Here is a 15,773-nt window from a genome sequence, read left to right as displayed (position 1 = left end):
CATGCTCACTTCCTCACCCGGTGCCTTGAACGGCGCCCAGAAAGCCCGGCCTTCGTCACTCAGGCGCCTGCGTTTTTTCAGCTACCTGCTGCCTTGCGTGGTGCTGGGCCTGGCCCTGGCCGCCGCCTGGTATTTCTGGGAGCGTGAGCGCCGCGAGATCGAGCAGGTGCTGCAGGGCGAATTTGAAGCCCGGGTGCGCGAGACCACCAGCCTGTTCCGCGAGCGCATGCTGGCCTACGAGCAGGCGCTGCGTGCCACGCACGGGCTGTTTGCCACCTCCGAGCAGGTGCAGCGCGGCGACTTCCAGTCTTTTGTGGCCAACCTGCGCATCCAGAACCATGCGGGCCTGCAAGGCATGGGCTTTGCGCTGATCGTGCCGCCCAATGAGCGCGAGCGCCACATCGCGTCGGTGCGCAGCCAGGGCTTTCCGGCTTACACGGTGCAGCCGCCCGGTGAAAACGGCGCCAGCACCTCGGCGCTGTACTTTGAGCCCACGGGTTCGACCTTTCTCAGCACGCTGGGCACGGATTATTTTTCAGAGCCCTCGCGCCGCCCCGCGATGGAGGCCGCGCGCGACAGCGGCGGCATTGCGATTTCCAACAAGGTCAAGCTGCCCGAGGAAGACGCGGCGCAAGTCCAGGCCGGCTACCGCATGTACCTGCCGGTCTACAAAAACGGCAAACCGCAAAGCACCGTGGCAGAGCGCCGCGCCAACATCGCCGGCTGGATCTACGCCGCCTTCAGCATGGACGGGCTGATGGACAACATCCTCGGCGAGCGCGCCAACATCACCGTCGAGGTGTATGACGGCGCGGGGCAGGGCGACGACCAGCTGATAGACACCTACAGCGACCGCGTGGGCGGTGAATCGGCCGTCAAGCTGTTTTACGCGACGCAGCAGGTGGAAGTCGGCGGCTACGGCTGGACGCTGACCGCCCGCTCGCTGCCCAACTTCACCACGGCGATTGCCATCAGCAAGCTGCAACTGGTGGCGCGCCTGGGCGCGGCGGCCAGCGTGATGCTGGCGCTGCTCACCTGGTTTGTGCTGCGCCGGCGCATGCGCGCGCTGAGCGCCGCCGAAAGCCTGCGCACCGCCAAAGAACACGCCGAAGCGGCCAGCCGCGCCAAGTCGCAATTCCTGGCGGTCGCCAGCCACGACTTGCGCCAGCCCATCCAGGCGCTCAGCCTTTTTGTGGCCACCTTGCAGGCCATGGCCGGGCGCGAGCAGATTCCAGGCGGGGAAGTGGGCCACATCGCCAAACGACTGCAACTGGCGCTCAACGGGCTGGGCCGCCTGCTCAATGGCCTTTTTGACTTGTCGCGGCTGGACAGCGGCACGGTGGAGGTTGCGCGGCGGCCGGTGGAAGTGGCGGGCCTGCTGGCCGATTTGAGCAATGCTTTTGCCGGGCCGGCGGCGGCCAAGGGGCTGGGCTTCAAGGTGCTGGCGCCGCGCGGCCTCTGGGTCGACAGCGACCCGCTGGTGCTGGCGCGCGTGCTGTCCAACCTGGCGGCCAATGCCGTGCGCTATACCGACCAGGGCCGCATCCTGATCGCTTGCCGCCCGCGCGGGGGCGCGCTGGAATTCCAGTTCTTCGACACCGGCATAGGCATCGCCGACGAAGAGCGAGCGCGCATCTTCGGCGAGTTTTACCAGGTGCCCAATGTGGCGCGCGACCGCGAGCACGGCCTGGGCTTGGGCCTGGCCATCGTCTCGCGCTCGGTGCAGCTGCTGGGCGGGCAGATCAAGGTCCGCTCCACGCCCGGCAAGGGCTCGGTGTTTTCTGTCACGCTGCCGCGCGCGCCGGCGCCCGAGCCCCTGGCTTCAGGGCCCGCGGACCTGGACGACCATTTCATCGGCAGCGTGCTGGTGGTCGACGACGACCCCGAGTTGCGTGAGTCCATGCAGCGCCTGCTGGACGCCTGGGGCCATCCGGTGCGGGTGGCCGCCACACTGGAGGAAGCGGTGGAGGCCGCGGCCGCGCAGGGAGACTCGCTGTCGCTGGTATTGACGGACTACCAACTGGGCGCCGGCGTCACAGGCATCCAGGTCGTCGAGGCGGTGGAGCGCCGCCTGGCCCGCCAGGTGTCCGCGGTGATCATCACCGGCGACACTTCGGCCGAACCCATCGCGGAGGCGGCCCGCCACGGCTTGCGCCTGGTCTACAAACCGGTGGAGCCGCGTGTGCTGGCCGCACTGATCAAAAGCATTCAATGAGCCAATGAGCATCACCATGACATCCACTGCCACCACCACAACAACAAGCACAAGCACGAGCACCCGGATCATTCTTGCCGAAGACCACGTGCTGATGCGCGACGGCCTGAAGATGCTGCTGTCCACCCAGCCGGGTTTTGAAGTCGTCGCGGAGACGGGTGACGGCAAGGCGGTAGAGGCGCTGGTGCGGCAGTTACTGCCCCAGTTGCTGCTGCTGGACCTGGGCCTGCCCGGCCTGCACGGCGTGGACATCGCCTCGGCCATCAAGGCCGAGTTTGCCGAGAGCGTGAAGGTGCTGGTGCTCACCGGCGACCTGCAGGCCAACTCCGTCAGGCAGGCGCTGGCGGCGGGCGCCGACGGCTATGTGCACAAAAGCGAAGACAGCGCCGAGTTGCTGCAGGCCGTGCATGCGGTGCTGGCCGGCCGCCAGTACGTCAGCGGCAACATCGCCGCCGCGTTTTTGCCGAAGGTTGCGCGCGCCGATGGCACCGGTGATGTCCTCGTGGCCACGCCGCGTGAGCGGGAGATCATGTCGCTGGTGGCGCGCGGCTTGAGCAACCGCGAGATCGCCGAGCTGCTGGCCATCAGCGTGCTGACGGTACGCACCCATCGGCAAAATCTGATGGAAAAATTCTCGCTGCGCAACGCGGCGGAGATCACGGCCTACGCGGTACAGCGTGGGTACTACACGCCGGCCTGAACCTCCAATATTTCCTGTTCGGGTTTGTCCCTAGTTTTTTGGGGCAAGCCGGTGGGCGGCTTGGGCCTCTACTGCATCGGCAGTATTGCAGCGGCCGCTTCTGTTACACAAAATCCTTTGCGTGCGGAAAACTCCTCCTGCTTCCGGTAGCCGGTGAATACGGCGTTTTGGCGGCCTAAACGCCCGGTTTAAAAGGGAAATTTTCACCTTGTGTGACAGGCCGCGTCCCCAGAATTGGGGACATACAGGCGGCGGGCGGACTTTTACGATTTGTACGTTTTGTCACGGTTACGACCGTGCGCCCGTTTGGCGCGCCCGTAGCCGCGAGTCGCCCTTGTTTATTTTCCGGAGGACCATCGCCATGAAGAGCCACGCCAGCATGAACCGCATTTACCGTCTTGTCTGGAACGCCGCACTCAGCCTCTGGGTGGCGGTGGCGGAAAACGCCAAGGGGCGGGGCAAGGGCGGTTCAGCGCGCAGCAGTGTGCTGTTTGGTTCGGCCCCGGCCGGGGCGGCTGAAGCTGAAGGGGGCGGGGGCGCCTCAGGATTTACGCTGAACACCGCCTGCCGCGCGGCGCTGGTACTGCTGGCTTCGCTGGCCGTGATCACGCACCAGGCGCGTGCCGCCGATGCGGCCAATGCCAGCGTGTCTGCCGGCGCGGGCAATGTCTCCACGCTGGGCAATACCACCACCATCAACCAGGCCAGCCAGCGCCTGGCCATCGACTGGACCAGCCTGTCCACCGCGGCGCAAGAAGCCCTCATCTTCAACCAGCCCAATGCGGCGGCGATTGCGCTCAACCGCATCACCGGCAGCAGCCCCAGCGAACTGCTGGGCAGCCTCACGGCCAACGGCCAGGTGTTTATCCTGAACCCGAACGGCGTGCTCTTTGGCGCCGGTTCGCAGGTCAACGTCGGCGGCCTGGTGGCTTCGACCCTCAGCATGAGCAACGCCGACTTCATGGCCGGCAGGCACGTGTTCACCGGTTCGGGCAGCTCGGGCTCGGTGGTCAACAAGGGTACGCTGACGGCGGCCGACGGCGGCTACATCGCGCTGCTGGCGCCTGAAGTGCGCAACGAAGGCGTGATAGCCGCGAGGCTGGGCGTCGCCTTGCTGGCGGCCGGCAACAAGGTCACCCTCAACATCGACAACGGCAATCTGCTGGGCTACAGCATCGACCAGGCGGCCCTCAATGCACTGGCCGACAACCGGCACCTGATCCAGGCCGACGGCGGGCAGGTGTTCCTGACGGCAAGCGCCACAGACGCCTTGCTGCGCACGGTGGTCAACAACTCCGGCATTATTGAAGCCAAGACCCTGAACAACCAGGGCGGCGTGATCCGCCTTGAAGGCGGCGACAGCGGTGTGGTGCATGTGGGCGGCACGCTGGACGCCAGCGGCAAGGGCGCGGGCGAGCGCGGCGGCAAGGTACAAATCACCGGCGACAAGGTGGGCCTGTTTGATGGGGCCAGCGTCGATGTCTCGGGCGATGCCGGCGGCGGCACCGCACTGATAGGCGGCGACTTCCAGGGCAAGAATGCGGCGGTCAAAAACGCCTCGGCCACCTATGTGAGTGCGGACGCAAACGTGAACGCCGACGCCATCACTTCGGGCGACGGCGGCAAGGTGATTGTCTGGTCTGACGGCACCACGCGCTACAACGGCAGCATCTCGGCCAAGGGCGGCACGGGCAGCGGCAACGGCGGTTTTGTCGAGGTGTCAGGCAAGGGCCTGCTGGCCTTCAAGGGCGAGGTCGATACCTCGGCGGCGAATGGCCACAAGGGCACGCTGCTGCTGGACCCGACCAATATCTGGATCGCCGTCGACAACGCCAGCGCGGATGCCGCTGCGGGCTATGCCGTGGGCGACAGCAGCGCCGACGGCGGCGCGGGCCAGCCCTTTACCGCCAGCGGCGCGGTGGATGATTCGCTGCTGACCACCGCGTCCCTCACGGCCGCGCTGGCCAATAACGACGTGGTCATCACCACCAATAATGCAGATGGCGGAGCCGCAGGCAACATCACGGTCGTTGACGCCGTGACTTATACCGGCTCAAACAGCAGCTCGCTGACCTTGCTTGCCACCAACAACATCAACATCAACCAGTCGATCAGCAGCAGCAATGGCTCGCTGAGCGTAAACGCCACCGCCAGCTCAGGCGATATCAGCCTGGCCAACGGCGCGGGCATCAGCACCAACGGCGGCAATGTGAAACTGACTGGCCGGGACATCACCATCGGCAACGGTTCTACCGTTACCGCCGGCTACGTGCAGCTTAGCGGCGGCCAGGACATCATCTTTAACGGCACAGGCGCCATCAACGCCTCGGCTGACGTCTACCTGGGGGGACGCAACATCCAGCAGGGCGGCACCGGCGTTGCCGTCACCGGCAACAACCTCGTCATACAGTCAAGCGGTTATATCGGCAACAGCGCTGCTGCGGTGGCGGGTGACGACACGCTCAACACCCAGGTGAACACGCTCGCCGCAGTGGCGCCGGGTGCGATTTCGGTGAGCAACACCGGCGCGTTGACGGTGGGTACGGCCTCCACACACCACGGCTTGCCCTTCCCCGGTGGGGGCGGGACGGTTGTCGGCGTCAGCAGCACGGGCGGCGCGATCTCGCTGGCCACTGTCGACTCAGGCGGCGCAACGGACAACCTGACGCTGAACAGCGCCGTCAGCACCACCGGCGGCAGCGCCAACACCATCACGCTGGCCGCCGACGACCACTATGCGCAAAACGCGGCGACGGTATCCACCGTGGGCGCGAACGTGACCATCAGCGCGGGCCGGACCCTGACCGCCTCCGGCAGCGGCAGCAGCGCCATCGTGACGTCGGGCGCACCCGGCGGCACGGACACCAACGGCTCGAATGCCGGCAATATCCAGCTCAGCACCAGCGGCGCCAATGGCGGCTCGATCACCGTGACAGGCGACCTCACCGCGCAGGGCAGCAACGCCAATGCCAACAGCACCACGGGCAATGCCGCCAACGCCGGCGGCCGCGGCGGCAATGTGACGGTGACCACGGCCACCCCGGGCGCCGGCATCGCCATCAGCGGCAATGTGCTGGCCAACGGCGGTAACGGCAGCGGCGGCGGCACCAACTTTGCCTGGATGTTCGGCACCGGCGGCAACGGCGGCAACATCACGCTGAGGAACACCGGCAACACCGGCGCCGGCGCCATCAGCGTAGGCAACCTTGCCGCCCAGGGCGGGCAGGCGGGTTACGTCGGCAATGGCGGCAGCGGCGGCACCGTCATCGTGACCACGGCCGGCACGGGCGCGGCATCCATCACCACGGGCACCATCGGCACCTGGGGCGGCAGGTACGTTGCCAACTCCAACCCCGGCAGCAACGGCGGCAATGCCGGCAATGTCACCCTGGGCACGGTAGGCGCGGGCGCCACCATCCAGTTCGGCAACCTCGACGCACACGGCGGTGCGGGTTCGCTCAACCGCGTCAACACCAACTACGGCAGCGCGACCATCACCTCAGGCACAGGCGGCACGGTGGCCATCACTTCCACGGGCACCAATGCCGACATCACCGGCAGCGGCAACGTCCTGAGCTTTGTCGAAAATGCAGGCTGCAGCAACAACGCCTTGTGCTCCATAGGCGCCGCGGGCAACATCACCATGACGGCCAGCAACGGCAGCGTCAGCCTGGCCGGCAACGCAAACGCCAAGGGCGGCAATGCCGTGGGCGGCGGCGCCCTGTTGCTCAATAACGGTGGCGCGGGCGGCAGCGTGACGGTGACCGCGGGCGGCACCAACCACAATGTGGCTATAGGCAGCATCGACGCGACTGGCGGTAGCGCACTGGCCGGTGGCGCCGCAGGGGCCAGCAAAGCGGTGGTTGTGACCGCCGCGGATGGTTATGTGCAGCAGGTGTCCGGCGGCTGGTTCAATGGTTTGACGGTTGCCGTGACGGCCAACCGCGGCATAGGCGCGGGCACGGGAGCGGGCGACCTGAGCCAGCGCCTGGGCATCATCCCGGTGACGGGCACGGCACGCAACGCGACCGGCAACGTCGCCACGCGCGCGGGCAACGTACGCGTCATTTATGGTGGCGGCGCGGTGAGCCTGGTCGGCACCCAGGTGCAGAATCTGTTCACGACGGGAGACTTGGACATCGCCACCAGCAACGGCGCGCTCACGGTGAGCGGCCTGGGCCGCAACGGCGCCGGCAACATCAGCCTGAGCGCGGGCGGCGGCAACGACCTGACCATCAACAACCTGGGCACGCTGTCGGCCATCAACGGCAATATCCGCCTTGAAGCCGGGCGCGACGTCATCTTCTCGGGCAGCGCAAGTGCCCAGACCACAACCGGCGACATTTACGTTTCAGCCGGCGCGAACATCCAGCAGGCCGCCACCTCGACGGCGCTCACCGGCAACAACCTGGCCGTGCGGGCCGGCGGCTACATCGGCGACGGCGCGGGCGGCGACAACAGCCTCAACACCAGTGTGAATGCGCTCTCAGCGGTGGCCGGCACCAACATCGGCATCAGCAACAACAAGGCGCTGGCGATTGACCAGGTGACCTTTGCAGGCGGCACCGCTCCCGGTGGCGCCATCAACGGTGTGTCGACCACCGGCACCGGCAATGTAGCCGTGGGCACCACGGTCGGCGCCTTGACGGTGACCGCGCCTGTTTCTGTGGCCGACGGAACGCTGACCCTCAGTGGCGCGGACGGCCTGGCGCTCAATGCCGCCGTCAGCAATGCCACGCGCGCGGTGCAGCTAGCCGCCGGCAGCGGCAGCATCAGCGGCACGGGCCTGGTCACGGCGGGCGCGCTTACGGCCAATGCCGGCACCGGCATCAGCCTGAACGCCGACGCGACGTCGCTGACCGCCACCAGCACTTCCGGGGCTATCAACGCGACCCTGGCCAACGGCGGCAGTATCGAGAACGTCGCCACCACGGGCACGGTGGACCTGACGGCCACGGCCGGCAACCTGGACGTGAAAACCGTTTCCGGCTCGGGCGTGACGCTCACGGCCGCTCTAGGTGCCATCACCGACGCCAACGGCACCGACAACAACATCACGGCCACTACCTTGACCGCTTCGTCGCAGGACGGCATCGCGCTGGGCACCGACGTCAGCGGCCTGCAGACGCTGTCCACCACCGGCGCCACGGGTGACATCAGCATCAGCACCGCCAACGCGATAGACACCGCCAATTTCAGCATCAGCACCGACAGCGGCTCGGCGCAGAACGTCAGCCTCACCTCTAGCTCCGCTTCGGGCATCACGGTGGGCAATGCCTTTGCTGCCACCAATGACAACATCAACCTCACGGCCACGGCGGGCGACATCAACCTGAACAGCGCCATCGGCGCCGCAGGCCTGGCGCTCAGCGCCCAGGGCAGCATCCTTGCCCCGGCGGCCATCAACGTCAGCGGCGTGTTTGACCTCAAGGCCGGCACCTTCAGCCAGACCGGCACTTTGCCCACCTTCTCCGCGGGTGACTTCCGCATCACCGGCGGCACCTTTGTGCGCGTGCTGGGCGGCGACGGCCTGAGCACCGGCACGGCCTACCAGATCGCCGACATCTACGGCCTGCAGGGCGCGGGCTCCGCCGGCATGCGGGACAAGAACTTCAAACTGGCCAACAACATCGATGCCAGCGGCACGGCCAACTGGAATGCGGGTGAGGGTTTTACCCCTATAGGTGCCAACTTCTCCGAGTTCTCAGGCAGCCTGAACGGGCAGAACCACACCATCAGCAACCTGACCATCAACCGGGCGGCCACTGACTTTGTCGGATTGTTCGGGGCGACGACGGCGTTCAGCGCGATCAGCAACCTCGGGTTGGTAGACAGCAGTATCACAGGGCACTACCGGGTCGGCGGATTGGCCGGGCAAGGCGTTGGAGCCATCACCAACAGCTATGTCATGAATACGACCATCACCGGCAATGCTGTTGTCGGCGGGCTGACGGGCTTTAACGGCGGAACGATCACCAACAGCTATGCAACGGGCGGTGCGGTCAGCGGGGACACGGTGGGTGGCCTGGTGGGCACCAACTTTGGCACTGTGGTCAACAGCTATGCGTCCACCGGCGTGAGCGGCACCACCACCGGCGGCCTGGTGGGAGGCCAGGACGGTAGTGTCACGGCAAGCTTCTGGGACATGCAGACCAGCGGCCAGAGCACCAGTTCGGGCGGTGCGGGCGCCGTGGGTAAAAACACCGCGGACATGATGAAGGCCCAGACCTTTACCGACGCCGGCTGGAACGCCAGCAACGTCGGCGGCGACGGCACCACATGGCGCATCTACGAAGGCAACACCGGCCCGCTGCTGCGCAGCTTCCTGACCGGGCTGACTTTGGCCGACACCAGCGTGACCTACAACGGCGGCACGCAGGCAGGCGCCACCACCGCCACCGCGGGTGTGTCGGGAAGCAACGTGACCGCGCGCAACGCGGGCAGCTACCGCACGGGTTATTACTCTAACCAGCAGGGTTACGACATCATCGGCGGCGGGCTGGACATCGCCAAAGCCGACCTGACGCTGACGACCAGCGACGTCGTCAAAACCTATGACGGCACGACCTCGGCCGCCGGCACTGCCGTGGCCACGGCCGGCACGGCGCTGCTGGGCGGCGACACCGCCAGCGGAGGCGCTTTTGCCTTCACCAACAAAAACGTGGGCACCGGCAACAAGACGGTGACGGCGGCCGGCGTGACGGTCAATGACGGCAATGGCGGCAACAACTACAACGTCAGCTACGCAGACAACACCAGCAGCACCATCAACAAGGCCAACCTGACGGTGACGGCTGACGCCGTGACCAAGACCTATGACGGCACGACCAGCGCTGCGGGCTCGGGCACCGTCGGCACGCTCGCCGGCGCTGGTGCGGGTGAGGTCGTCAACACGGCCGCCACGCAAGCCTTTACCGACAAAAACTTCGGCGTCGGCAACAAGACGGTGCAGGCCAGCGGCCTGACCATCAAGGACAGTGGCAACGTTGACGTCACGGGCAACTACAACATTGCCTACGTCGACAACACGACCAGCACGATCAACAAGGCTGACCTGACGGTGACGGCCAATGCCGTGACCAAGACCTACGACGGCACAACCGCCGCCACCGGTACGGGAACCGTGGCTGCGCTGGCTGGCGCGGCCGCCGGTGAAGTGGTGGACGCCGCCGGCAGCCAGGCTTTCCTCGACAAGAACTTCGGCATAGCCAACAAGTCCGTGCGCGCCAGCGGCGTGACCATCAAGGACAGCGGCAACGTCGACGTCACGGGCAACTACAACATTGCTTATGTGGACAACACGGCCAGCACCATCAACAAGGCCGACTTGACGGTGACGGCCAATGCGGTGACCAAGACTTACGACGGCACAACCGCCGCCACCGGCACGGGCTCCGTGGCTGCACTGGCAGGCGCCGGCGCAGGTGAGGTGGTGGATGCCGCAGGCAGCCAGGCCTTCCTCGACAAGAACTTCGGCATTGGCAACAAGACGGTGCGCGCCAGCGGCGTGACCATCAAGGACAGCGGCAACGCCGACGTAACGGGCAACTACAACATTGCCTACGTCGACAACACGGCCAGCACCATCAACAAGGCTAACGTGACCCTGTCGACTTCCGACGTCACCAAGACCTACGACGGCACAACCGGTGCGGCAGGCACGGTGGTGGTGACGGCGGGCACAGTGTTCGCGGGCGACAACAGCACAGGCGGTACGTTCACCTTTAACGACAAAAACGTTGGCAACGGCAACAAGACCGTGACGACTGCGGGCGTGACAGTGGGTGACGGCGTCAACAACGCCAACTACAACGTCAGCTACGCCGACAACACCACCAGCACCATCAACCAGGCCAACCTGGTGCTGACCACCAACAACGTCACCAAGACCTATGACGGTACGACCAGCGCCGCGGGTACTGCAGCGGTGTCCAGCGGCACCGTGTTCAGCGGTGACAGCCTCTCGGGCGGCAGCTTCGCCTTTACCGACAAGAACTTTGGCGCGGGCAACAAGACCGTGACGGCGGCCGGCGTGACGGTGAATGACGGCAATGGCGGCAACAACTACAACGTCAGCTACGTTGACAACACCAGCAGCACCATCAACAAGGCCAACCTGACGGTGACTGCGACTGGTGTGACCAAGACTTACGACGGTACGACCAGCGCCACAGGCACGGGCTCCATCGGCACACTGGCAGGCGCCGGCGCGGGTGAAGTCGTCGACACCGCCGCTACGCAAGTCTTTACCGACAAGAACTTCGGCATAGGCAACAAGACGGTTCAGGCCAGCGGCCTGACCATCAAGGACAGCGGCAATGTGGATGTGACCGGCAACTACAACATTGCCTACGTCGACAACACCACCAGCACCATCAACAAGGCCGACCTGACGGTCACGGCCACGGGTGTGACCAAGACCTACGACGGCACAACCACCGCCACCGGCACGGGCACCGTGGCTGCGCTGGCAGGCGCCGGCGCGGGTGAAGTGGTGGATGCCGTCGGCAGCCAGGCCTTCCTCGACAAGAACTTCGGCATCGGCAACAAATCCGTGCGCGCCAGCGGCGTGACCATCAAGGACAGCGGCAACGCTGACGTGACGGGCAACTACAACATTGCCTATGTGGACGACACCACCAGCACCATCAACAAGGCCAATGTGACCTTGTCGACCTCCGACGTCACCAAGACCTACGACGGCACGACGGGTGCGGCAGGTACTGTGGTGGTAACGGCCGGCACGGTGTTCGCGGGCGACACCAGCACGGGCGGCACCTTCACCTTCACCGACAAAAACGTCGGCACGGGCAACAAGACCGTGACGACAGCCGGCGTGACAGTGGGCGACGGCGTCAACAACGCCAACTACAACGTCAGCTACGCAGACAACACCAGCAGCACGATCAGCCAGGCCAACCTGACGGTCACCGCCACCGGCGTGACCAAGACTTACGACGGCACGACCAGTGCCACCGGCACGGGCTCCGTCGGCACCTTGGCAGGCGCCGGTGCGGGTGAGTCGGTCAACACGGCCGCCACGCAGGTCTTTACCGACAAGAACTTCGGCATTGGCAACAAGACGGTGCAGGCCAGCGGCCTGACCATCAAGGACAGCGGCAACGTCGATGTGACAGGCAACTACAACATCACTTACGTCGACAACACCACCAGCACCATCAACAAGGCCAGCCTGACGGTCACGGCTAACGGCGTGACCAAGACCTATGACGGTACGACCAGTGCAACCGGTACGGGCACGGTTGCCGCGCTGGCAGGCGCCGGCGCGGGTGAAGTGGTGGATGCCGCAGGCAGCCAGGCCTTCCTCGACAAGAACTTCGGCATTGGCAACAAGTCGGTGCGCGCCAGCGGCGTCACCATCAAGGACAGCGGCAATGTCGACGTCACGGGCAACTACGACATCGCCTATGTGGATAACACCACCAGCACCATCAACAAGGCCAGCCTGAGCCTATCGACCTCAGACGTCACCAAGACCTACGACGGCGGCTTCTTTGCCACCGGTACCGTGGTGGTGACGGCGGGCACCGTGTTCGCGGGTGACAGCACCTCGGGCGGCGCGTTCACCTTTATCGACAAGAACGTCGGTGCGGGCAACAAGACGGTGCTGACCAGCGGCGTGACGGTGGGTGACGGCGTGAATAACAACAACTACAACGTCAGCTATGTAAGCAACAACACCAGCACCATCAACCAGGCCAACCTGACGCTGACCACCAACAACGTCACCAAGACCTATGACGGTACGACGGCGGCGACCGGCACGGCCACGGTGTCGGCCGGAACGCTGTTTGGCGGTGACAGCCTGACGGGCGGCAGCTTTGCCTTTACCGACAAGAATGCCGGCACGGGCAGCAAGACGGTGACGGCGACGGGCGTCACGGTGGGTGACGGCATCAACAACGGCAACTACAACGTCAGCTATGTGGACAACACCACCAGCACCATCAACAGGGCCAACCTGACGGTGACAGCCGATGCGGTGACCAAGACCTACGACGGCACACTGGCCGCTGCGGGCTCGGGCACCGTCGGCACGCTGGCAGGCGCCGGTGCGGGTGAAGTGGTCAACACGGCCGCTACGCAAGTGTTTACCGACAAGAACTTCGGCATCGGCAACAAGACGGTGCAGGCCAGCGGCCTGACCATCAAGGACAGCGGCAATGTCGATGTCACGGGCAACTACAACATCAGCTACGTGGACAACACGGCCAGCACCATCAACAAGGCCAATGTGACCTTGTCGACGTCTGATGTCACCAAGACCTACGACGGGACAACCGGCGCGGCAGGTACGGTGGTCGTCACTGCAGGCACAGTGTTTGCAGGCGACAACACCACGGGTGGCAGCTTCGCGTTCACCAACAAGAATGCCGGTACAGGCAACAAGACAGTGACGACCACCGGCGTGACGGTGGGCGACGGCGTGAACAACGCCAACTACAACGTCACGTATGCCGACAACACGACCAGTACCATCAACCAGGCCAACCTGGTACTGACCACCAACAACGTCACCAAAACCTATGACGGCACGACCGGCGCTGCGGGCACGGCAGCCGTGTCCAGCGGCACCGTGTTCACGGGTGACAGCATCTCCGGCGGCAGCTTCGCCTTCACCGACAAGAACGTCGGCGCCGGCAACAAGACGGTCACAACCGCCGGCGTGACGGTGACTGACGGCAATGGCGGCAACAACTACAACGTCACCTATGCCGACAACACCACCAGCACCATCAACCAGGCCAACCTGGTGCTGACCACCAACAACGTCACCAAGACCTATGACGGCACGCTAGGTGCTGCGAGCACGGCCGTGGTGTCCAGCGGCACCGTGTTCGGCGGTGACAGCATTTCGGGCGGCAGCTTCGCCTTTACCGACAAGAACGCAGGCACCGGCAACAAGACGGTGACGACAGCAGGCGTGACGGTAGGCGACGGTGTGAACAACGGCAACTACAACATCAGCTACGTTGACAACACGACCAGCACCATCAACAAGGCCAACGTGACCTTGTCGACCTCCGACGTCACCAAAACCTATGACGGCACGACCGGCGCTACAGGCGCGGTGGTGGTGACGGCAGGCACGGTGTTCGCCGGTGACAACGCCACGGGCGGCAGCTTCGCCTTCACCGACAAGAACGCGGGCACCGGTAACAAGACGGTGACGACGGCCGGCGTGACGGTGGGCGACGGCGTCAACAACGCCAACTACAACGTCAGCTACGTGGACAACACCACCAGCACCATCAACCAGGCCAGCCTGACGGTGTCCACCAGCAACGTCACCAAAACCTACGACGGCAACACGTCGGCGGCTGGCAGCGCGACCGTGACCGGCGGCACGCTGTTCAGCGGCGACAGCCTGACGGGCGGCAGCTTTGCCTTCACCGACAAGAACGCCGGCAACGGCAACAAGACGGTGCAGACCAGCGGCGTGACGGTGGGCGACGGCGTGAACAACGGCAACTACGCCGTCACCTACGCCGACAACACCACCAGCACCATCAACCCGTTTGCCGTGAGCGTGTCGGGCACCCGCAGCTATGACGGCACGGCCGACGTGGCCGCCGGTGTGCTGACCATTGGCGCCCTGGTGGGCAGCGAAACCCTGGGCCTGGCGGGCACCGCCACCATGGGTGACAAGAACGTGGGCGCCAACAAGACGCTGACGGTCGCGGGCCTGAGCCTGACCGACGGCAGCGGCCTGGCCAGCAACTACACCTTCACCGGCGGCACGCAGCAGGCCAGCGTGACCCAGGCCAGCCTGACGGTGGGCACCAGCAATGTCACCAAAACCTATGACAGCACTACCTCGGCAGTCGGCACGGCCACGGTGACCGGCGGCACGCTGTTTGCCGGCGACAGCCTGACGGGCGGCAGCTTTGCCTTTACCGACAAGAATGCCGGCACGGGCAACAAGACGGTGACGACCAGCGGCGTGACGGTGGGCGACGGCGTGAACAATGGCAACTACGCAGTCACCTACAGCAACAACACGACCAGCACCATCAACAAGGCCGACCTGACGGTCACGGCCAGCGGTGTGGACAAGGTCTATGACGGCGGCACCGCCGCCACCGTGGGCTACGGCGACAACCGCCTGGGCAGCGATGTGCTGAGCATCACGGGCGTTGCCGCGTTTGGCGACAAGAACGCCGGCACCGGCAAATCGGTGGGCGTGAACAGCATCGCCCTGGGCGGCACGGACGCCGGCAACTACAACCTGCTGAACACCACCACCAGCACCACAGCCAGCATTACGCCCAAGGCGCTGACGGTCACGGCCAACGGCGACACCAAGCTGTATGACGGCTCGGCCTACAGCGGCGGCAATGGCGTGAGCTACAACGGCTTTGTGGCGGGTGACTCGGTCTCCGACATCGGCGGTGCGCTGGCTTACGGCGGTTCTTCGCAAGGGGCCGTCGCCGCGGGCAACTATGTGATCTCGGCGGGCGGCCTGAGCTCGATCTCGGGCAACTATGCCCTGGCTTTTGTGAATGGCGGACTCAGCATCGTGACCTCCAACGCCAGCACGGCGGCCGTCGGTAACGCCGGCCTCGTCAGCTCGTATGACGCAGCGCTGCAGGCGCTGGCAGGCCTGGGCGGCTCGTTCGGTGGTGGTGGCGGCGGTTTCGGCGGTAGCGCTGCGTCGGACGCGCTGGCAGCGGCTGCGGCTGAGGCTGGCAATACAGACGAGAAGTAGGCTCCCCCCGTTCAGGCTCACTTCGTGTAGCCTGCTCCCCCCTCAGGGGGCGGCGCCTGCGGCCCGGCAAAGCCGGTTCCACGGCGCCTGCTGATGTAGGGGCCTCTCCCGTTCGGGCTCGGCTTGTC

Annotated in this window: 3 protein-coding genes; all 3 read left to right on the top strand. The window is 65.4% G+C overall.

Annotated features, from left to right (window positions below):
- Position 1 precedes the first annotated feature (1 nt).
- Positions 2 to 2,215, top strand: a complete 2,214-nt coding sequence (locus BM408_RS06235) for a CHASE domain-containing protein (RefSeq protein ID WP_175541706.1) — start codon at positions 2 to 4, stop codon at positions 2,213 to 2,215.
- A gap of 16 nt (positions 2,216 to 2,231) precedes the next feature.
- The gene (locus tag BM408_RS06230) at positions 2,232 to 2,915 is read left to right on the top strand and encodes a response regulator (RefSeq protein ID WP_092128523.1); all 684 of its coding nucleotides are present in this window, start codon (positions 2,232 to 2,234) and stop codon (positions 2,913 to 2,915) included.
- Positions 2,916 to 3,276: 361 nt separating this feature from the next.
- A complete protein-coding gene (locus BM408_RS06225) occupies positions 3,277 to 15,645 on the top strand; it encodes a YDG domain-containing protein (RefSeq protein WP_092128011.1) in 12,369 nt (4,122 codons plus the stop codon).
- Positions 15,646 to 15,773: the final 128 nt, after the last annotated feature.

The organism is Polaromonas sp. YR568 (genome assembly GCF_900116715.1).
Classification (GTDB): domain Bacteria; phylum Pseudomonadota; class Gammaproteobacteria; order Burkholderiales; family Burkholderiaceae_C; genus Polaromonas.
Note: the sequence above shows the minus strand (reverse complement) of the source record. Positions and strands in the feature narration are given on the sequence as shown.